The 21,769-nt window shown below is 63.1% G+C and carries 13 protein-coding genes; 2 read left to right on the top strand and 11 right to left on the bottom strand.

Annotation, left to right across the window (positions count from 1 at the left end; translation table 11 throughout):
- Genes treZ through treS form a run of 4 tightly spaced genes read right to left on the bottom strand, consistent with a single transcriptional unit; the run spans position 1 to position 9,268 of the window.
- Positions 1-1,758: a malto-oligosyltrehalose trehalohydrolase gene (treZ, locus tag JQ611_RS00890; protein ID WP_212464256.1), complete on the bottom strand. Its 1,758-nt coding sequence runs from the start codon at positions 1,756-1,758 to the stop codon at positions 1-3.
- A complete protein-coding gene (gene glgX, locus JQ611_RS00885) occupies positions 1,755-3,830 on the bottom strand; it encodes a glycogen debranching protein GlgX (RefSeq protein WP_212266963.1) in 2,076 nt (691 codons plus the stop codon). The genes treZ and glgX overlap by 4 nt, the downstream gene beginning before the upstream one ends.
- 3 nt (positions 3,831-3,833) lie before the next feature.
- The gene (gene glgB / locus JQ611_RS00880; protein WP_212464254.1) at positions 3,834-5,981 is read right to left on the bottom strand and encodes a 1,4-alpha-glucan branching protein GlgB; all 2,148 of its coding nucleotides are present in this window, start codon (positions 5,979-5,981) and stop codon (positions 3,834-3,836) included.
- Positions 5,978-9,268 carry a maltose alpha-D-glucosyltransferase gene (gene treS, locus JQ611_RS00875; RefSeq protein ID WP_212464397.1) on the bottom strand — a complete coding sequence of 1,097 codons (3,291 nt, stop codon included), beginning with the start codon at positions 9,266-9,268 and terminating at the stop codon, positions 5,978-5,980. Before treS ends, glgB begins: the two co-directional genes overlap by 4 nt.
- Positions 9,269-9,568: 300 nt before the next feature.
- Between treS and malQ the strand changes: the two genes are divergently transcribed.
- The gene (gene malQ, locus JQ611_RS00870) at positions 9,569-11,515 is read left to right on the top strand and encodes a 4-alpha-glucanotransferase (RefSeq protein WP_212464253.1); all 1,947 of its coding nucleotides are present in this window, start codon (positions 9,569-9,571) and stop codon (positions 11,513-11,515) included.
- 24 nt (positions 11,516-11,539) lie between these two features.
- Complete coding sequence (locus JQ611_RS00865; RefSeq protein WP_212464251.1) at positions 11,540-13,339, top strand: glycoside hydrolase family 15 protein; 1,800 nt, start codon at positions 11,540-11,542, stop codon at positions 13,337-13,339.
- A gap of 276 nt (positions 13,340-13,615) precedes the next feature.
- Here JQ611_RS00865 and JQ611_RS00860 read toward each other — a convergent pair whose 3' ends face one another.
- From JQ611_RS00860 to JQ611_RS00830, 7 genes are all read right to left on the bottom strand, one after another.
- A complete protein-coding gene (locus JQ611_RS00860) occupies positions 13,616-14,419 on the bottom strand; it encodes a Cof-type HAD-IIB family hydrolase (RefSeq protein ID WP_212464249.1) in 804 nt (267 codons plus the stop codon).
- Positions 14,416-14,901, bottom strand: a complete 486-nt coding sequence (locus tag JQ611_RS00855) for a gluconokinase (RefSeq protein ID WP_212464396.1) — start codon at positions 14,899-14,901, stop codon at positions 14,416-14,418. Before JQ611_RS00855 ends, JQ611_RS00860 begins: the two co-directional genes overlap by 4 nt.
- A gap of 28 nt (positions 14,902-14,929) precedes the next feature.
- On the bottom strand, positions 14,930-15,682 hold the full coding sequence (gene pgl / locus JQ611_RS00850; protein ID WP_212464247.1) for a 6-phosphogluconolactonase: 753 nt from the start codon (positions 15,680-15,682) through the stop codon (positions 14,930-14,932).
- A 2-nt stretch (positions 15,683-15,684) separates the two neighbouring features.
- Positions 15,685-17,196 carry a glucose-6-phosphate dehydrogenase gene (zwf, locus tag JQ611_RS00845; protein WP_212464243.1) on the bottom strand — a complete coding sequence of 504 codons (1,512 nt, stop codon included), beginning with the start codon at positions 17,194-17,196 and terminating at the stop codon, positions 15,685-15,687.
- A gap of 5 nt (positions 17,197-17,201) precedes the next feature.
- Positions 17,202-18,197 (bottom strand): phosphogluconate dehydrogenase (NAD(+)-dependent, decarboxylating), encoded by a 996-nt coding sequence (gnd, locus tag JQ611_RS00840; RefSeq protein WP_212464241.1) that lies wholly within the window; start codon positions 18,195-18,197, stop codon positions 17,202-17,204.
- A gap of 12 nt (positions 18,198-18,209) precedes the next feature.
- On the bottom strand, positions 18,210-21,056 hold the full coding sequence (locus tag JQ611_RS00835; RefSeq protein ID WP_212464239.1) for a bifunctional transaldolase/phosoglucose isomerase: 2,847 nt from the start codon (positions 21,054-21,056) through the stop codon (positions 18,210-18,212).
- 252 nt (positions 21,057-21,308) lie between these two features.
- Positions 21,309-21,758, bottom strand: coding sequence for a DsrE family protein (locus JQ611_RS00830; protein ID WP_212464237.1), 450 nt, complete (start codon positions 21,756-21,758; stop codon positions 21,309-21,311).
- Positions 21,759-21,769 lie beyond the last annotated feature (11 nt).

Below are 21,769 nucleotides of genomic sequence, written 5' to 3'. Positions count from 1 at the left end.
CTATCCGATGCGCCAGTGCACCGACCATGGCGGGACGCGTTCTCCCAACTCGCTGCCCCAGATCAGGGTTCCCTGGAATTCGCCCGATGTATTGGCGATCTCCAGGTCTGACAGGTTGGCGAGCAGGCGAAGCGTGGCGCCATCGCCCATGCGCCAACTGGCCGTCAGCAGGCCATTGCCGGCGGCCTTTGCTTCGCCGAACGCCGCGCCTGCGAGGCGAGGGACGATCTCTCGCCTGCGGATCGCCAGCATCTGCTGCACGGTTGACTGCCGTCGTTGTGCCGCCGGCTCGGCACGTTCATTCCAGTTGAGGACAGCCGATTGGAAGGTGGATGGCGCCAACGCGTCGGGGACCTCGTCGCCATATTCGGCGTAGGCCCAGGCGTATTCGCTGCGGCGGCCCTTGCGGACCGCGTCCGCAAGATCGCCCTTGAAATCACAGAAGAATGGGAAGGGAGTTTTCGAGCCCCATTCCTCCCCCATGAACAGCATCGGGATCGCAGGGGCCAACAGCATGACGGCGAGCGCCGCTTCGATGGCTTCCGGACGCGCTACGCCTTCGAGCCGGTCGCCAAAGGCGCGGTTGCCGATCTGGTCGTGGTTCTGCAGGAAATTGATGAAAGCCGTCGGTGCGAGCTTGCCGCTCGGTTCGCCGCGCGTGCCGCCGCGAAATTCCGACACCTCGCCCTGGTAGACAAATCCTGAGGATAGCGATCTGGCGATGTCGTCCAGCGGCGAACGCTGATAGTCGCAATAATAACCCTGCTTTTCGCGGGTCATCAGCACGCGCCAGGCGTGATGATAATCATCGTTCCACTGCGCGCGATATTTGCCGCGCGGCGGGTCCTGCGCAGCGTCCAGTATGCTGGCGCGGTTGTCGCCGTTTTCCAGCACCAGATGAATGTGCCGACCGGTTGCCGCGGCGAGCTGGCCCACAGCCATGCTGAGATCGTGCAGCAGCGAGAGCCCACCCGGTTCGACGATGCTGTTCACCGCATCCAGCCGCAATCCGTCGAAGCGATAATCGCGCAGCCAATGCAGCGCATTCTCGATCGCGAAGGCGCGCACTTGCGGCACGCGGTAATCGATCGCACTGCCCCACGGGGTGTGGGCCTCCGTAAAGAACCCCGGCGCGTAACGGCCGAGATAATTTCCCTCGGGGCCGAAATGGTTATAGACCACGTCGAGAAACACCATCAGGCCGCGCAGATGCGCCTCGTCGATCAGCGCCTTGAGATCCTCAGGCCGGCCATAGGCGCTGTCGGGCGCATACCACAGCACGCCGTCATACCCCCAGTTGCGGCTGCCGGCGAAGTCCGCCAGCGGCAGCAATTCCAGCGCGGTGATGCCGGTCTGCACGAGATGATCGAGCCTCCCGATCATGGCGCGATAGCTGCCGTCCGGCGTGAAGGTTCCGACATGAGCCTCGAGGATGACGGCTTCCTGCCAGGGCCGCCCGCGCCACTCCGTCGCGCGCCACGGAAAGGCGGCGTGGTCGATCACCTCGCTCGGACCGAAGACGTCCTCGGGCTGAAAATCGGCCGCGGGGTCGGGGATATCGATCTCGTCGTCGATGCGGAATTTGTAGCGGGCGCCCGATTTCGCGCCCGGGATATTGGTGGAAAACCATCCACCGTCGCCGCCCTGCATCGCATGGGGTTGTTGCAGCAGCAGATCGACGCGCTTGGCCGCCGGCGCCCACAGGCGAAAGCGCGCGCCGTCTTTCGTCAGCTTTGGGCCAAATTGTCGGTCATTCATGCTGAGCCCGCAAAGGCGAGCACCGAGCGCGGCGGCGCCTTCAGGTTGGCGCCCGCGGCGAAGTCGGCCGTCGCTTGTGCGTTTTCGGTGGTATTCAGCACCCGCTGCCAGCTCTTGTAGTTGCTCATCTTGGGCAATTTGAATGCGATCTCTTCGGGGGCGGCGTTCAGAACGATAAAGATCGGCGCTTGTCCTTGTTCCATCGGTCCGAGCACATAGGCGAGGAATCGTCCTTCCGGAAACTTCCAGTCGGATTCCTTCATTTCCTCGGCCGCCGGCGTCAGCCACAGCACGCCGTAGGAGCCGTCGGCGCGACGGCCGTCGAGCCAGCGCTGGCAGCGGATCTGGCCGAACCGCCGGCGCAGGCCGGTCAAATGGCCGATGAAATCGGTGAGGTCCTCGCCTTCCTTGCCGAGGTTTTCCCAACCAACCCAGCCGATCTCGTTGTCCTGGCAATAAGCGTTGTTGTTGCCGCTTTGCGAGTTGCCGACTTCATCGCCGGCCAGCATCAGCGGCGTACCCTGCGCGAGCATCAGGCACGCCAGCTGGTTCTTGCGGAGCTGGCGGCGTAACGCAATGATCGCAGCGTCATCGGTCGGGCCTTCATGCCCGCAATTGTTGCTGTCGTTGTGGCTGGAGCCGTCGCGGTTGTCTTCGCCATTGGCCTCGTTGTGCTTCTCGTTGTAGCTGAACAGATCCGCCAGCGTGAAGCCGTCATGAACGGTGATGTGATTGATGCCGGCGCGCGGGGCGCGATTGTCATGGTGAAACAGGTCGGAGGAAGCGGTCATGCGGCTCGATATTTCGCCGATCAGGCTGCCTTCGCCGCTCCAGTAGCGCCGCATCGCGCTGCGATATCGGTCGTTCCATTCCGACCATTGCGACGGGAACGCGCCGACCTGATAGCCGCCCAAACCGAGATCCCAGGGTTCGGCGACCAGTTTGACGGTTGCCAGCACCGGATCCTGCCGCACGGCGGTGAGGAAGGCGGCGTTGCGGTCATAACCGTTCGGCCCGCGCGCCAGCGTGGTGGCGAGATCGAAGCGGAAGCCGTCGACGTGGCAGACCTCGACCCAATAGCGCAGTGAATCCATCACCATTTGCAGCACGCGCGGATGGGTCAGATTGACCGAACTGCCGCAGCCGGTGAAGTCGTCATAGAAGCGCCGATTGTCCGGCTTGAGCCAGTAATAGGACGCGTTGTCGATGCCGCGAAACGACAGCGTCGGGCCGAGATGATTGCCTTCGGCGGTGTGATTGTAGACGACGTCGAGCATCACCTCGATGCCGGCATCGTGCAGCCGCGCCACCGTGGTGCGGAACGCATCGAGCGGATTGTCCTGCGCGTAGCGCCCTTCGGGCGCGAAGAACGCCAGTGTGTTGTAGCCCCAGTAGTTGACCAGCTTCTTTTCGACCAGCACGCGGTCGTCGATCAGCCCGTGGACCGGCAGCAAGTCGATGGTGGTGACGCCAAGGCGCTTGAGGTGATCGATCATCGCAGGCGAGGCGAGCCCGCTATAGGTGCCGCGCAGGCCCGGCGGCACGTCGTCGCGCTTCTGCGTCAGGCCCTTGACGTGGGCCTCGTAGATGATGGTGTCTTCCCAGGAAATGTTGGGGCGCATCTCGCGGCGGCCCCAATTGAAGGTCTCGTCGACCACGACCGCTTTGGGCATGCCGCGGGCGTTGTCGCGCCGGTCGAAGGAGAGATCCTCGCGCGAACTGCCGGCCCGATAGCCGAAATGCGCGTCGCTCCAGACCAGCCGGCCGGCCAGCCGCCTTGCATAGGGATCGAGCAGCAGCTTGTTGGCGTTGAAGCGGTGCCCGTGCTCGGGATGGTAGGGCCCGTGGACCCGATAGCCGTAGAGCTGCCCGGGTGAGACGTCGTTGAGATAGCCGTGCCAGACATCCTCGGTACGTTCGGGCAATTCAATGCGCTCGAGCTCGCGGCGGCCCTGGCCGTCGAACAGGCAAAGCTCGACCTTCTCTGCGTTGGCCGAGAACAGCGCAAAATTGGTGCCTCTTCCGTCCCAGCTTGCGCCGAGACGTGAGGGCGTTCCCGCGGTCAGGCGCATGCGTCAGCTTTCCGGTACGAGAAAGATCGCGGCCAGCGGCGGAATGGTCAGGTTGAGTTCGGGGATGTTGCCCTCCAGCGTCCGGACCTCGCCGACATTGCCGACATTGCTGCCGCCATAATGCGCGGAGTCCGAATTGAACACTTCTTTCCATTTGCCGGCAAACGGCGCGCGTACCCGGTAATCATAGTAGACGTTGGGCGAGAAGTTCACGACCACAAGGCAGCGCGCTCGCGGATCAAGGCCCTTGCGGACCCAGGCAAAGACGTTGCCGCCGGAATCATGGGTGATGACCCATTCGAAGCCCGGCTGGCTGCAATCCAGCTCGTGCAGCGCCGGCACCGTGCGATAGAGGTGGTTGAGGTCGCGGACCAGGCTGTGGATGCCGGCATGCCTTGGCTGTTGCAGCAGGTGCCAATCCAGCGAGTGATCGTGATCCCACTCGCGCTCCTGGCCGAATTCGCAGCCCATGAACATCAGCTTCTTGCCGGGATGGCCGAACATGAAGCTGTAATAGGCGCGCAAATTCGCAAAACGCTGCCAGTCGTCGCCGGGCATCCGTCCCAGGATCGAGCGTTTGCCGTGCACGACTTCGTCATGCGACAGCGGCAGGATGAAGTTTTCCGAGAACGCATATTGCAGGCCGAACAGGATGTCGCCGTGATGGAATTTGCGGTGGATCGGATCCTTGCCGATATATTTCAGCGTGTCGTGCATCCAGCCCATGTTCCACTTGTAGCCGAAGCCAAGCCCGCCATATTCGACCGGGCGGGAGACTTGCGGCCATGCGGTGGATTCCTCCGCCGCGGTGGTGGCGTCCGGGAAGCGTCCGAACACTTCGGTGTTGAAGCGGCGCAGAAAGCCGATGGCTTCGAGATTTTCCCGCCCGCCAAGCTGGTTCGGAATCCATTCGCCGGCGGGCCTGGAGTAGTCGAGATAGAGCATCGAGGCGACCGCATCGACGCGCAGCCCGTCGATGGCGTAGCGCTCAAGCCAGAACAGCGCGTTCGACACCAGGAAATTCACCACTTCGGTGCGGCCGTAATTGTAGATCAGCGTGCCCCAGTCGAGATGGCGGCCCTGCAAGGGGTTGGCGTGCTCGTACAATGCGGTGCCGTCGAAATGGCCGAGGCCATGGGGATCGTCGGGGAAGTGTCCGGGCACCCAGTCCAGCAGCACGGCAATGCCCTCGCGATGGAAGGCATCGACCAGCGCGGCAAAATCCTCCGGCGTGCCGAACCGGCTGGTCGGTGCGAACATGCCCGTCGGCTGATAGCCCCACGAGCCGTCGAACGGATGTTCGCTGATGGGAAGAAGTTCGACATGGGTAAATCCGAGATTCCTGACATAGGCCGGAAGCTGCTCGGCGAGTTCGCGGTAGGTCAGCCAATCGTTGCTGCCCTTGCGCCGCCATGAACCGAGATGAACCTCGTAAATCGACATCGGCACGTTCAACGCATTCATGCCAACCGGTGCCGGGCGCGGACGCGGCAGATTGGCCTGGTCGAAAACGATCGAGGCGGTCTTGGGACGCACTTCGGCGGCAAAGGCGACCGGATCGGACTTCAGCGGCAAATGCTGTCCGTTGGGTTCGATGATGTCGAACTTGTAGTGGTCGCCGACGCTGGCGTGGGGAATGAACAGCTCCCAATAGCCGACGCCGCGCACCCGCATCGGGTGCCGGCGCGGATTCCAGTAGTTGAAATCGCCGACCACGCTGACGCCGCGGGCGTTCGGCGCCAGCACGACAAAGGCCACGCCCTCGACGCCTTCGAGCGTCATCGGATGGGCGCCGAGCTTGTCGTAGATGCGCTGATGGGTGCCTTCGCCGAGCAGGTAAAGGTCGAAGTCGCTCAGGACAGGCGGAAAACGGTAGGGGTCGTCGAGGTCGACCAGTTTGTCGCCGAACCGGGCGCGCAATTGATAGCGCGTAGAGCCGTTCGGCAGCGCACCGGCAAATAGCCCGGCATCATGGATCCGCGCCAGCGGCGCCCGTTCACCATGTTCTCCGATTGCCTCGACATTGGAGGCCTCCGGCAGGAACGCACGAACGATCTTGCGGTCGCCCTCGGTATGAAGGCCGAGATAATGGAAGGGGTCGGTGTGATTGCCCTGGATGATCGCATAGGCCTCGGCGGGTAGCTTGGTCATAAGGCCTCAAGCGACTGTTGCGGCAAAATACGGAGCATTCCGGTCAAGGCCGTTCGTAGCCAATCCGGCCGGTAGGATAGTTCATATTCGATCTCGTAGCATGCCTTCTCCAGCAGGAAGAAGTTGAGCATCGACTCGGCGGCTTCGGGGTCGGCTGGCCAAAGGCGCTTGTTAACCATGGCTTCGCGATAGGCGGCCAGGAACGCGGCGGTCGCCCGATTGCGCCACTCCGCGAGCGCAGCCCCGAGCCTGCCGTTTTCATCGTGGGCCACCTTGAGCGCCCGCTCAAGGGCAGCAGTCGTCGAATAATCGATCGAACGGATCATGCTGGCGACGTCGCGCGCCGCGGGCGCCTTGCGCCGACGCTCGGCGATGGAGCGCCGCGGATCGCCGTCGAAATCGACGATGAAGATGTCGTCCTTGACGATCAGCAGCTGGCCAAGATGGAAGTCGCCGTGATGGCGGATATTGAGCCCGGCGTTTTCTTGCGGCAACAGCGCCTTCAGCCGATCGGGCAGGCCGGATTGCTGGGCCAATAGCTGATCGACCAGCGGACGATCCGCCTCTTTCAGCGTATCGCGTCGTTGCTTCAGCGTGTCGAAGACGCGCTCGACGCGGGCCAGGGTGTCGCCGAACCAGCGCTGGACATCCTCGTGCTTGATGGGCTCCGGCACGAAGTCGGGAAGCTCATTATTGCTTGCCAGTGCGACATGCATCTCGGCGACGCGCCGGCCGGCCTGCGACATGTAGCGCAGAAAAGAGACCTGATCCTCGCTTTCCCTGACACGCTCGCTTGCCGCCAGCAGGCGCTGCTCGTCGACGAAGCGGTCGAGATAGGCCGCGGTCACGGTCCAGGCGTCGCCCTGGTTGGCGACGAAAGCATGCAGGACGCCGATAGCGTTTCGTTCGTCGCCGTCAATCAGTTCGACGCTGCCGAGCAGCGCCGGCGTGTTGGCATAGCCGGCGATCTCGGTCAGAAAACGGCCCATCTCGATCTCGGGACTGATGCCGGCCTGCAGCGTGCGGTAGATCTTGACGACATAATCGTCATCCACCTGCGCAGTACTGTCGACCCGCTCGGTCTCGATCGTGCGGATGTGTTCGGGCTGCTTGATCGCCTTATCGGAGAAACGGCTGGTCGGCCGGAATTCCAGCTTCAAACCCTGCTCGCTTTCGTCGACGAGTAGCGACTCCTTGAGGTTTCGCAGCAAGATCGCGATGAAAATCTGGTCGTTGGCGACGTCGAGCAATGTTCCTTCACGGGCGCCCTGACGCACGGCGGCCAGCGCGCGCGGGTTATAGCGCTCGCGGTCGAAGCGCACCCATTCGATCTGCAACGGCAGCACGTAGCGCGTGGTGACGCCGCGTTGCGTCGACTTGAAGAAGGCGAGCCATGGCCTGTTATCACCGATATCGCAGAACGGGATCGCCGAAATCAGCGTCGGCTGGATCGCCTTGGCCGATCGCTCCGGGTACCAGCGCGTCCGCGCCAGATGCCCGGGCAGCACGTCGCGTTCGAACACGCCGCGGGTGCGCGCCAGCGATACCCAGGTCGCGCCCAGCGGCACCACCAGCGTTTCGAATTCGGGCACCGCCCGCTGCACCACCGGCTCGGACTTGTCGCGCTCCTGCAGCTCGAACCAGTAGAAGCCGTACGGCGCCAGCGTGATCATGTAGGGCAGTTCGCCGATCGCGGGGAAGCGCGTGCGGCCGAGCATCTCCAGGGGAATCCGGTCCTTCCACGGGGAGAGATCGAGTTCGGTGGCCTGTGCGGAGCGCGACAAATTGGCGACGCAGAGAATGGCCTCGTCCTCGTACTGGCGCACATAGCACAGCACCGAGCGGTTTTCCGGGCGGATGAACGTCATGGTGCCGCGGCCGAAAGCCAGCGTCGATTTGCGGACCGCGATCAGCCGTTTGGTGGCTGACAGCAGCGACGACAGGCTGCGCGACTGCGCCTCCACGTTGACGGATTCATAGCCGTAGACGGGATCCATGATGGTGGGTGCATAAAGCCGCGCCGGATCGGCGCGCGAGAACCCGCCATTGCGGTCCGGCGTCCATTGCATCGGCGTGCGCACGCCGTTGCGATCGCCGAGATAGATGTTGTCGCCCATGCCGATTTCGTCGCCGTAATAAATGATCGGCGTGCCCGGGAACGACAGCAGCAGCGAGTTCATCAGCTCGATCTTGCGCCGGTCATTGTCCATCAGCGGCGCCAAGCGCCGGCGGATGCCGACATTGATGCGGGCGCGGGGGTCGTTGGCGTAGGTCGACCACAAATAATCGCGCTCGACGTCGGTAACCATTTCCAGCGTCAGCTCGTCATGGTTGCGCAGGAACAGCGCCCATTGGCAATTGCTCGGAATGTCAGGCGTCTGCCGCAGGATGTCGGTGATCGGAAAGCGGTCTTCCTGCGCGATCGCCATGTAGATGCGCGGCATCAGCGGGAAGTGATAGGCCATGTGGCATTCATCGCTGCGGCCGAAATATTCCTGCACGTCCTCGGGCCATTGGTTGGCCTCCGCCAGCAACACCTTGCCTTTGGCATAGGCGTCGAGCTCGATGCGCAGCCGCTTGATGATGGCGTGGGTCTCGGGAAGGTTCTCGTTGTTGGTGCCGTCGCGCTCGCACAGATAGGGAATGGCATCGAGGCGGAAACCGTCGACGCCGGTATCGAGCCAGCGCTTCATCACCTTCACCAGCGCGCTGACCACGCGCGGATTGTCGAAATTGAGATCCGGCTGGTGCGCGAAGAAGCGATGCCAGTAGAACTGGCCGGCTTCCGGGTCCCAGGTCCAGTTCGACTTCTCGGTATCGGTGAAGATGATCCGCGTGCCCTGGTATTTCTGGTCGGTATCGCTCCAGACATACCAGTTGCGCGCGCTCGAATCCGGGCCGCTGCGCCGGGCGCGCTTGAACCAGTCGTGCTGGTCGGAGGTGTGATTGACGACGAGCTCGGTGATGACGCGCAGGCCGCGCCGCTTGGCTTCCTGGATGAAGCGCCTGAAATCCTTCATCGTCCCGAAATCGGGATTGATGTCGCCATAGTCGGCGATGTCGTAGCCGTCATCACGCCCGGGTGAGGGGTAGAACGGCAACAGCCACAGCGTGGTGACGCCGAGGTCCTGCAGGTAACCCAGCTTCTCCGTCAGTCCTGCGAAATCGCCGATGCCGTCATTGTTGCTGTCGGCAAAGGCCTTGACGTGGAGCTGATAGATAATGGCATCCTTGTACCAAAGCTCATCGTCGCTGGACTCGACGGCTGGCACCTCGCTTGCATCGATCGCAAAGCTGCCGCCGTCATTCAGCGGATCGGCAGCATCGAATCGGTAGGAGACGCCGGCCTTGGAGCTTTCGCCGGTTTGGACTTTTTTGTTCACGGTGATGCCATAGCCATGGAAACGACGCCCCCGTTTCACTTGCGAGAAAGGAGACGTTCCGAACATATGTAAAAAGCCGCTCGGCCGACTTTGGTTCCCCTGGAACCGATCAAGGGGCTGAGCGTTAGACACCGTCTATCCCCTTCCTGTATTTGGACAATTTCGCGACGCCTCTGAGACGTTTGCGTGCAAACCGCGTGCCGAATGGACCTTTTCGCTCAAGCTAACAGCCAGGGAATCCAGACCGAATTCGTGGACGGTCAGGGTCACCGCCGTGTGACTGATACGGCCGCCCTCAAAATTATCCTCGATGCCTTGCCGCCGCAGACCCCGGGCCCGTTCATCGGCGGCCCGGTCGTGGTGCGGTCCGGGCTGCCTGCGCGGACCGGGCTTTCGGCTGCCGCAAGGCTTCCGGTCCGATGGAAAATCGTGGCCGATCACAAGGTTATCGCAGAAGGCGAGGCCGTCGATCGCGTCATTGCCTGGCCGCTGGATCTGCCGCTGGGGGTCCATCGGTTGCAGCTGACCGATGCCGCATCCACCACCGAAGACGTGCCGCTGCTATCGGCGCCGCCAAGGGCTTTTGGCGGCGATTTCGACCGCTGTTGGCTGCTCGCGGTCCAGCTTTACGGCGTCCGCTCGGCGCGCAACTGGGGGATCGGCGACTTCACCGATCTAAAGGGTCTGATCGAACTCGCGAACCATCTGGGCGCCGATGGCGTCGGCCTCAATCCGCTGCATGCCCTGTTCGACGATCGTCCGGGTGATTGCAGTCCGTATTCGCCGAACAGCCGGCTGTTTCTCAACCCGCTCTATGTCGATGTCGAGAACATCCCGGAATTCCGCATCGACGCCGGGACAAGGGATGCGCTGGCGCGGGCCAGAGAAGGCGAAATGATCGACTATGTCGCTGTCGCCGGATTGAAATGGCGCGCACTGCGATCGGCATTCGCCGCCTTCGAAGCCGATGCGACACAAGGGCGCAGGCGGGAGTTCGAAAAATTTCGCGCCGAGCGCGGCTCGCTATTGTCGCACTTCGCCTGCTTCGAGACGCTCCGGCACAAATTCAAAAAGCCCTGGTGGGAATGGCCGGACGAATGGCGGCAACCGGACGACGCCAAATGCGCTGAGCTGCGCAAGGGTCCGGACGCGGCCGAAATCGCGTTTGTCGAATTCGTGCAATGGACGGCCGATCGGCAATTAGCGGCTGCGAAAGACCGCGCGCTTGAGCTCGGCATGAGGGTAGGGCTCTATCTCGACGTCGCCGTCGGCGTGCAAGCCGACGGTTTCGATGCGTGGAACGAACAGGTGGCGATCTCGCGGCATCTCGGCGTCGGCGCGCCGCCCGATCCGCTCAACACCGCCGGGCAGAGCTGGGGCCTTGCGGGCTTCAACGCGACCGGGCTGGAGCTGAAATCGTTCGCGCCCTATCGCGAAATGCTGCGCGCCTCGATGCGGCACGCGGGCGCGATCCGGCTCGACCACGTATTGGGCTTGAAGCGGCTTTATCTGGTGCCGCAAGGCTTCAGCGCCGCCGACGGCGTCTATGTGCCAATGCCGTTCGAGGCGTTATTGGCCGCAACCGCGCAGGAAAGCATCGCGCAGCGCTGCGTCGTGATCGGCGAAGACCTTGGCACCGTGCCGGAAGGTTTTCGCGACCAGATTGCCGGATGGGGCATCTGGTCATATCTGGTGATGATGTTCGAGCGCGAGGACCACGGTCCGTTCAAGAGCCTCGATCATTACCTCGCCAATGCGCTCGTCACTTTCAACACCCACGATCTCTCGACCTATGCCGGCTGGCGCTCGTTCGGCGACCTCAAAACCAAGCGCGCGCTCGGCATCGACCCCGGCGAAAGCGACGATGCGCGATGGCATGCGCTGGCAATGCTCGACGATGTGCTGCGCCACAACGGCATCGGCAAGAACGACCTTTATTCGGTGGCAAATTTCCTCGCGCGCACGCCATCACGGCTGCTCGCGATCGCGCTGGAGGATTTTTTGGGTCTGGTGGACCAGCCCAATATTCCCGGCACGGTCGACGAACACCCGAACTGGCGTCGCCGGCTGCCGGTGCCGCTCGAGCAGATCGCGTCCACGATCGACGTTGCCGCGCTGAAGGCGGCGACACGCGAGCGGTCGCGCGGATAGGCCCGATCCAGGTGGTAGCAAGCCTTGTCGTGCAGGATAGAAGACTACGGATTGATCGGCGATTGCGAGACGGCGGCGCTTGTCGGTCGTGACGGCTCGATCGACTGGCTGTGCTGGCCGGCGTTCGATTCCGACGCCTGCTTTGCCGCACTGCTCGGCACCCACAAGCATGGCCGCTGGCTGATCGCGCCCGCAGAAGAGATCACCAACACGTCACGCCGCTACCGGGGCAACACGCTGATCCTGGAGACGCGGTTTGAGACCGCCAATGGCGTGATCGACTTGATCGATTTCATGCCGCCGCGCGGCAATGCGTCCGACGTGGTGCGGCTGGTGCGCGGGGTCAGCGGCCGGGTCAGGCTGCGGATGCAACTGGTGATCCGCTTTGGCTTTGGCATCGATATTCCCTGGGTCAGGAAAACCGACGACGGCTCGGGTCTGCTCGCGATTTGCGGGCCTGACATGACCGTGCTGCGAACGCCGGTCGCGACCCGCGGCGAGGACCTGACCACGGTGGCGGAGTTTGAGGTAGGCGAGGGCGATACCGTGCCCTTTGTCCTCACCTACGGGCCCTCGCATCTGGCGGTGCCCGCGCCGATCGATCCGGCGGTCGCTTTGCAGGAAACCGAGGCGTTCTGGAGCGAATGGAGCGCCCGCTGCAGCTACGAAGGCGAACATCGCGATCTCGTGATGCGCTCGCTGATCACGCTAAAGGCGCTGACCTATGCGCCGACCGGCGGTATTGTCGCGGCGCCCACCACCTCGCTGCCGGAAAAGCTCGGTGGCGGGCGCAACTGGGACTATCGCTTCTGCTGGCTGCGCGATGCCACCTTTACGCTGCTGGCGCTGATGAACTCGGGCTATACCGAGGAAGCCCTCGCCTGGCACAACTGGCTGTTGCGTGCGGTGGCGGGATCGCCGGCCAACATGCAGATCATGTACGGCATCATGGGCGAGCGGCGGCTCTTGGAATGGGAGGCGGGCTGGCTCCCGGGCTATGAGGGCGCGCAGCCGGTCCGCGTCGGCAACGCCGCGCATGCGCAGCTGCAACTCGACGTCTATGGCGAGCTGATCGACGCCTTCCATCAGTGGCGAATAGCCAAGCTCGAACTCTATGAAGGAAGCTGGGCACTGGAATGCACGGTGCTGGAGCATCTCGCCGAACAATGGGATCAACCGGATCACGGCATCTGGGAGCGCCGCGGCGACGGCAAGCACTATGTCTCGTCCAAGGTGATGTGCTGGGTCGCCTTCGACCGTGGCATCAAGAGCGTCGAAAAATTCGGCTTCAAGGCGCCACTGGAAAAGTGGCGGACACTGCGCGACACCATCCATCGCGACGTCTGCGAAAAGGGCTTTGATCGCGAGCTGAACGCGTTCGTCGAATCCTACGGTTCGAAAATGCTGGATGCCAGCATCCTGTTGTTGCCCTCGGTCGGGTTCCTCGAACCAACGGATCCCCGCGTGCGGGGAACGCTGGCCGCTATCGAGAAATACTTGATGCGGGACGGCTTCGTGTTGCGGCATGACCCCCGTGAAGTCGAGCAGCAGCCGGCGGAAGGCGCATTCCTGGCCTGCAGCCTCTGGCTCGCCGATGCCTATGTGCTGACGGGAGAACTCGACAAGGCGCGGGCGTTGTTCGAGCGCATGGTCGCGATTGCCAATGATGTCGGCCTGTTGGCCGAAGAGTTCGACACCGGCGCTGGCCGCCAGACCGGTAATTTCCCGCAGGCGTTGACGCATATCGCGCTGATCAACACCGCCCATAACCTCAGCGCGGCGAAGCAGACGACCGAGAAGCCGGCGATGCAGCGGTCGAAGTAGGCTATCTCGTCGGATTGACGTCACGCGAGCCGGCACCCAGTCGCACGGCTGCAGGCGGGGCTGGGTGCCTGCGTACCTCTGGATGAATACCGGCTCGCGCTTGCCGATTCACACCCGTTGGAGTCGGAAATGGTGTGGGGTATCGGCAACCCCGAAAACCGCGGCGACGAAGGCAATAAAGCGGATTTGCCGGGCGAAAGCTTTGGCGACTTATGGATTTATTCTTGAGACGCCCTTGATATCGCGCGCCGCGTCCCCTGTGATATGAAGTGGCCGCTAGCCGAGCTTCAAAACCGTCTCCATCGCGCGGGCAAAGCCGTCACGTTCGTTCGTATCGGTCACATGCGTCGCGCGCTGCTTGATGTCATCGGCCGCGTTGCCCATCGCGAACGACATGCCGCTTCGGGCAAACATCGGCAGGTCGTTCTGCATGTCTCCGATGGTGGCGACGGCGTCGGTCGAAACGCCGAGCCGTTTGGCGATGTTCTCGACGAACGTGCCCTTGTCGTGACCCGCGGGGGTGACGTCGAGGTAATAGGTCTGCGAGCGAACCGCGGTGGCCTCTGCGCCCACCGCCTGCTTCATCGCCGCTTCGCAGCGCGCGAGCAGCGCCGCGTCGGAACTGGCGCCGACGATCTTGCAGGCCTCTAGCAGATGCGGCGTGAAATCCTCAATGATCGTCGGATCGGCCTTGATCGCGCGCTTCTCGTGCGGAACGTATTCGCCGTCGGGATTGCGCGTGTACCAGCGCTCGTTGCTGAACAGCCAGATATCGACGCCGAATTCATTGAGCACATCGAGACTGCGCTGTGCGACCGCGGGCGCGATCAAATGCTGTTCAATCGGCTGCAGCTTCGCATTGACGATCGAACTGCCGTTGAAGGCGCCGACCGGCAGCGTGATTGCAAGTGGTTCGATCAGAAAGCCCATGCCGATGGTCGGGCGGCTGGAGACGATGGTGAAGCCGATGCCGGCGGCGTGCAGCGCCCGCACGGCGTTCCTTGCATCGTCTGTGAGGATCTTGTCCTTGGTCAACAGCGTGCCATCGACATCGGATACGACAAGCGCAATGCGGCTCATGTGGGCACTTTCAATTGACGGATTATGTCGTCGACGATGGTCTCGATCGGCGCGGCAATCGACACCGTAATGGGCCGTTCGCCTGGCTGCGGCGGCTCCAGCGTCTTGAACTGGCTGGCGAGCAGCCCCGGCGGCATGAAATGCCCCTTGCGGGCAGCTAACCGGTCCGCGATCAGGTCCTGCGTCCCGTTCAGGAAGACGATGCGGATATCATCGCGTCCATGCACGAGAATGTCGCGATAGCTGCGCTTGAGCGCCGAACAGGCGACAACAGCGCGTTGTCCGGCTGCCGAGAGGCGGTCGATCTCGTCGGCAATCGCCTGCAGCCAGGGCCAGCGGTCTTGATCCGTCAGCGGCTGGCCCGCGCTCATCTTCGCGACATTGGCGGGCGGGTGAAATTTGTCCGCGTCCTCGTAGCGCCAGCCCAGCCGCGCGGCCAGGCTTTCCGCGATGGTGCTCTTGCCCGAGCCGGAGACGCCCATCACCACCAGCGCGCAGGGGCTTGTCGCATCACGCACGAAAATTCTCCGGCAATGCCGCCTGATCCACCAGCCAGATCGTCTCGCCGCTGGATCGCGCGCGGCTCGTCGGCAGGTTCTCGCCTGCGAACACGCGCGTCAAGATCGCGCGTTTGTCTGATCCTGCGACCTCGAACAGCATTTCGCGGCAGCAACCGAGTGTCGGCAGCGTGAGCGTGATGCGCGGGACGAACGGTTCGACATTGGCTTTGTGTACGCCGACCACCCAACGCCTGACCTCGTCGAGCAAGGGATCGCCGGGAAACAGCGACGCGGTATGGCCGTCGGGCCCGACGCCCATCAGCACGAGATCGAACAGCGGCCGGGCCGGGTCGAGGTCGTCTGCGCCATAGAACGCCTTCAGTTCGCCCTCGTAAAGCGCCGCACCGCGATCGGGATCGGTGGGATCGGCCGTACTCGTCGGAATTGGATGGATGTTGGATGCCGGCGCGCATCGGTCCAGAAAGGTCTTCCGTGCCACGCGCATGTTGTTGAGGGGATCATCCGCGGGCACGAAACGTTCGTCGCCGATGAACCAGTGCACGCGTTGCCACGGAATCCGGCTTCGCCAGGGGTCGGTGCCGAGCAATTGATAGAGCTGTTTCGGGCTCGATCCGCCGGTCAGGCAGATCGCGACGCGGCCGGGGTTCTCCGATATCCGCGCGATGACGCGCTCTGCGGCGGCCTCGGCCATCGCGGCTGGATCGGCAACTGACGTCACATGGCGATTGTCGTTCGACATCATCTCTAACTGAGCTTGCGCCAGCTGCGGCCGTCTCGCTCCAGCAGATCGTTGGCTTCCTCCGGACCCTCGCTGCCGGGCTCATAGACCTTGAGCCCCTTGCCGCCGGCGTTCTTCCAGGCGTCGAGAAATGGCTGCACCGCGCGCCAGCCGGCCTCGACGCTGTCGGCGCGCTGAAACAGGATGTTGTCGCCGATCATACAGTCGTAGATCAGGGTCTCATAGCCGGTCGATGGCTCGGCCTTGAAATAATCCTTGTAGCGAAACTTCATCTCGACGCCGTCGATATTGATGGTCGGGCCCGGCACCTTGGTGTTGAACTGCAGCGCGATGCCTTCGGTCGGTTCGGTCGAGATGATCAGGTAATTCTGCGAGAGCCGGTCCACCGGCGTGTCGCGGAACATCGCGAACGGCGCCTGCTTGAACTTGATGGCGATCTCGGTGCGCTTGATGCCGAGCGCCTTGCCGGTGCGCAGATAAAAGGGAACGCCGGCCCAGCGCCAATTGTCGATGGTCAGTTTCAGCGCGGCATAGGTTTCCGTGGTGCTGGCGGGTTTGACGTCGGCGGTCCTGCGATAGTCCTCGATCTCGGTGTCGCCGACCATGCCGGCGCGATATTGCCCGCGCACCGAATTGTGCAGCGCCTCCTGCTCGCTCTGGGTCTGGATCGCGGCCAGCACGTCGGCCTTCTCCGAGCGCACCGAATGCGCATCGAATTTCGATGGCGGCTCCATCGCGACCAGCGACAGCAGTTGAAACAGATGGTTCGGCACCATGTCGCGCAACGCGCCGGTGGCGTCATAGAAGCTGCCACGATGACCGACGCCGAGCCTTTCATCGACCGTGATCTGGATGTGGTCGATGTGATTGCGGTTCCAGATCGGCTCGAACATGCCGTTGGCGAAGCGCAGCACCAGGATGTTCTGGACGGTCTCCTTGCCGAGATAATGATCGATCCGGTAGATCTGATGCTCTTCGACCAGCTTCAGGAGTTCGTTGTTGAGCTCTCTTGCCGATGCCAGATCGGTGCCGAACGGCTTTTCGACCACCAGCCGCCGCCATGTGCCGTTCTCGACCAGCATGCCGGTGCGGCCGAGTTCGCGGCTGATCGGCAGGAAGGCGCTCGGCGGCGTCGCGAGATAGAACAGGCGATTGCCCTGGGTGTTTCGCGCGGCTTCCAATTTGTCGAGCTGCTCGCTCATGGCGTCGAATGAGGCGGGATCCCGCGGGTCAGCCTCGATGCAGGTGACGCATGCGAGCAGGCGCATCGCGATCTCCTCGTCCACTTGGCGCGTGGCGAATTGATGCAGGCCCTTCATCAGGCTGTCGCGCAACTGGTCGCTGGTCATGCCCTTGCGGGCAATGCCGACGACGCAGAATTTTTCCGGCAGCAGATCGGCTGCCGCCAGATTGTAGAGGGCAGGGATCACCAGCCGATGCGCGAGATCGCCGGTGACGCCAAAGATGACGAAGGAGCAGGGATCGGGTTTCGTCTGTGCCAGTTTGCCGACCGCCATGGGCGTTAAGCCTTCGAGCCCGGCTTCTTCGGCGGCTCCTTGTGACCGCCGAAGCCTGCGCGCATCGCGGAAAGGATCTTCTCCGCGAATGTGTGATCCTTGCGCGAGCGGAAGCGCGCATAGAGCGCCGCCGTCAGCACCTCGGCCGGCACCGCCTCGTCGATCGCGGCATTGACGGTCCAGCGGCCTTCGCCGGAATCCTCGACATGGCCGGAGTAATTATCCAGCGTCTGGTTCTCGGCGAGCGCCGACGAAGTGAGATCGAGCAGCCAGGAGGGGATCACGCTGCCGCGCCGCCACACCTCGGCGATATCGGCGATGTCGAGATCAAACCGATGCTCGGCCGGCAGCGCCTCGATATTGGCGTTCTTCAGGATATCAAAACCCTCGGCATAGGCCTGCATCAGCCCATACTCGATGCCGTTATGGATCATCTTGACGAAATGCCCGGCGCCGCTGGGGCCGGCATGGATATAGCCTTGCTCGATGCGCTGATCGCGGCCGTCGCGGCCGCCGGTGCGCGGAATGTCGCCGATCCCCGGCGCCAGCGTCTTGAAGATCGGATCGAGCCGATCGACCACAGCCTTGTCGCCGCCGATCATCATGCAATAGCCGCGCTCGATGCCCCAGACGCCGCCGCTGGTGCCGACGTCGACATAATGCAGCCCGCGCTCTTTCAGAGTCTTGCCGCGGCGGACGTCGTCCTGCCAGAACGTGTTGCCGCCGTCGATGATGACGTCACCGGGCTCCATCAGTTTTGCGAGTGCTTCGATGGTGGCCTCGGTGATTTTGCCGGCCGGCAGCATCACCCAGGCGGTGCGCGGCTTCTCCAGTTTCGCCACGAAAGCTTCCAGCGTGTCGGCGCCGGCAGCGCCTTCGGCCGCCAGCGCGGCGACGGCCTTGGCGTCCTTGTCGTAGACTACCGACGTGTGGCCGTTCCTCATCAGCCGCCGCACGATGTTGCCGCCCATCCGGCCGAGGCCGATCATGCCAAGCTGCATGCCAATACTTCCCTAATTGAGCGCTTCTGATATCGCGGCATCCAGCGCGGCAAGCGCCGGCTTGAGGTCGCCCTTGAGATGAACCCGCAATGCGCGCCGGCCGCGTTCGGTCAGCACGTCGAAGTCGCCGCGCGCCTGGGCTGCCTTGACGACGCCGAAACTCGCCTTCTGGCCGGGCACGGCCAGGTCCTTGGCATCGTCGGCGGTGATCTGCAGGAACACGCCGCTGTCGGGCCCACCCTTGTAGGCCTGGCCGGTCGAATGCAGGAAGCGCGGACCGAATTCGGCGCAGGTCGCTACCTGCCTGACGTCACGTACCGCCAGCCGCATCTTCTGCAGCGTGTCGATCGAAGCGCCGTCGCGCCCGATATAGGCCAGCAGCGCAAAATAGTCGCCGCTGCCGGGACGCGTCAGATGTGCCTTGATCCAGGATTCCAAAGTGCCATTGGCGCCGGCCTTGCGCAGCGCGGCGGCATTGGCTTCGTCGGTGTAGATGTCGGCCTCGGCTGTCGCGACCACCGGCCGTTCCGCCGGCAGTGCACCGGTTTTCTCGAACGCCGCGGTCAGTTCGCGCGTCTTGATCTTGGCCGCCTCGACATCAGGCTGGTTGAACGGGTTGATGCCGAGGATAGCGCCGGCGACGGCCGTGGCCATCTCGAAGCGGAAGAACTCCTGGCCGATATGGTCGATCGATTTCAGCACGATGCGCACCACCGGATGCCCGGCGGCCTCGAGGGCGGCAAGCTTGTCGTCGTGCGCCGAATCGGCTTCGCCCTCGGTTCGGATATCGATGAAGAAGCGATCGTCGCCATAGACGGCGGGATCGGCGAGCGGTTCGCCGTCGATCGGGATCAGGCCTTTGCCGTCCTTGCCGGTGGACTCCGCGATCAATTGCTCGGCCCAGGCGCCGAAATCGGCGATCTTCTTCGACGAGGATATCGTCACCTTGTCGCGGCCTTCGAGCCCGGCGAGTCCGAGCGCAAGCCCAAGCTGCACGCCGGGGTTTTCGTGCGGCGGCACGTCGGCGCCGCAGGAGCGCACCATCGCCAGCGTGTGCTTGATCAGACTTTTGACATCGATGCCGGCGGCAGCCGCCGGCACCAGCCCGAACGGTGACAGCACCGAGTAACGTCCGCCGATCGATGGATCGCCGTAGAAAATGCGCGCGAAACCCTGCTTGGTCGCGACCTTCTCCAGCGACGAGCCGGGGTCGGTCACCGCGATGAAGCGATGGCCGGCCTTGTCAGCGCCGATGGTCTTACAAACGCGATCGAAGAAATAATCCTTCATCGCATTCGGCTCGGTGGTGCCGCCGGATTTGCTGGAGACGATGAACAGGGTTTTTGCAAGGTCGACCTTCTTCTCCATCGCGCGCACCTGCGCGGGGTCGGTGGAGTCGAGCACGTGCAGTTTCGGGAAGCCCGACTTTTTCGGGAAGGTTTCCGCCAACACTTCCGGACCAAGGCTCGATCCGCCCATGCCGAGCACGACAGCGTCGGAAAAGTTCTGCCCCTTCACGCGCCTGGCAAAATCCTCGTAGTCGGCGACGTCAGCGGCAGCCGGGCTGTTCAGCCAACCCAGCCATTTGTTCTCGTCGTCATTGCTCCAGACCGATTTGTCCTTGTGCCAGAGCCGTCGGATTTTTGCTGACGCCCGCCAGTCCTCGGTGCTCTTCTCCACGGCTTTCTTGATGCCGTCGCCGAGCACGAGGTGCTGCTTGTCGATCCCGCCGCCAAGCGAAGCCGCGCGCTTGTGCGCGACGGCGCCGTAGAGCTTGTCGGCGGCGTCGGCGAATTGCTTGACGCCATCCTTGACCAGCTCGGTGGTGATCGCATCGAGCGAGATGCCGGATTTTTCCAGCTCTTCCAGCACGCGGCGCGCGTCCTCGATATTTTCCTCGAGGCTGTCGCGCGGCGTGCCGTGATCGCGGAACGCGTCGAGCGTCGCCGGCGGCACCGTGTTGATGGTGTTGGGGCCGATCAGTTCCTCGACATAGAGCACGTCACTATAGTCTTTGTTCTTGGTGCCGGTCGAAGCCCACAACAGCCGCTGCGGCTTTGCGCCCTTGGCCTTGAGCTTGTCCCAGCGTGCGCCCGAAAACAGCCCCTTGTAGTCCTGATAGGCCATCTTGGCGTTCGCGATCGCGACCTTGCCCTTGAGCGCGCTCAGGCGCTCCTTTTCGCTGGGATCGTTGGCCTTTGCGATCTTGTCGTCGAGCTGCTTGTCGACGGCGCTGTCGATCCGGCTGACGAAGAAGCTGGCGACACTGGCCACACGCGAGGGATCGCCACCCCCGGCGACGAGTTTCTCCAGCCCGTCGAGATAGGCTTCCGCCACCTGGCGATAGACCTTTTGCGAGAACAACAGCGTGATGTTGATGCTGATGCCTTCGCCGATCAGATGTTCGATCGCAGGCAGGCCTTCCGGCGTCGCCGGCACCTTCACCATCAAATTCTTGCGCTTGACGTCCTTCCACAGCCGCTCGGCCTCGGCGATGGTGCCTTTGGTGTCCATCGCCAGATAGGGCGAGACCTCGAGGCTGACGAAACCGTCCTCGCCCTTCAACTGGTCGTAGACCGGCCGCAACACGTCAGCGGCGTTCTGGATGTCCTCAATGGCGACATGTTCGAACAGGTCGGCGACCGGGCGGTCGCCCTTTTTCAGCGCCTGGCCGATCGCGCCGTCATATTCGTCCGAACTGCCGATGGCTTTCTCGAAGATCGCGGGGTTCGATGTCACGCCTTTGACGCCGTCGGTGTCGATCAAATTCTTCAGATCGCCCTTGGCGACGAAGCCGCGGGCGAGGAAATCCAGCCAGACGGCCTGACCGTGGTTTTCGAGTGCTTTGACGGGATTCATGATGCCTGTTCTGTCCGGTCGTCGGTTTTCGGGTTCCCCGGCAGCTTTCGGGTGCGAGGCGGGAATGTCAACAATTGGATGGCAAGTGGATGGCAAGTGATGGAATGGCTGCCGGTCGGAATGGGTGTATCCGGTCGGATAACGCCATTTATGTCAGTTCGATCCCCGGGATGAGCACCCGGAGAGTTGCCGAAATCCAGCACGATTTTGTGACGGGAAAGCGGACGCCGCGATCACGATCGCAGACTGCGATCAGGGTCGCAGATAGAGATAGCCCTGCGATTGCAACTCGGCGATGCGCACCACGCCGCCCTGGTCGGCGGAAATGAAGCCCGGCAGGAGATCGGCGAGGCCGACTTTCTGGGATTTCATGGTGTTGCCGCAGACGGCGAGTTCAATTCCGGCCCTGGCGAACTGGCCGATATGCCGTGTCAGATCGGGATTGGCCGCGGACGCGTGGAACGCGCGCAGCGCCTGGCCGTGAACGACCAGAGCGATGGTGACGTTGTCGGGCCCGCCGACGCCGTCGAGATGGTTCTGGATGTTGCCGACGACAGAGCTGACCTTGTCGAGGTCGTTGAGGTGATAGACCACTTTCAGTTTTTTCGTCGGCGGCGCCTCGGTGGCCGCGCTGGCGCGCGAGGCGGCAAAGGCGGCGCCGAAAGCGGACGCCGCGGCCCACAAGATGCTGCGTCGATGCATGGCGTCCTCCA

The sequence above is a fragment of the Bradyrhizobium sp. AUGA SZCCT0182 genome (genome assembly GCF_018130185.1).
Taxonomy (GTDB): domain Bacteria; phylum Pseudomonadota; class Alphaproteobacteria; order Rhizobiales; family Xanthobacteraceae; genus Bradyrhizobium.
The sequence above is the reverse complement of the archived record's forward strand: the minus strand, read 5'-3'. Positions and strand labels throughout refer to the sequence as shown.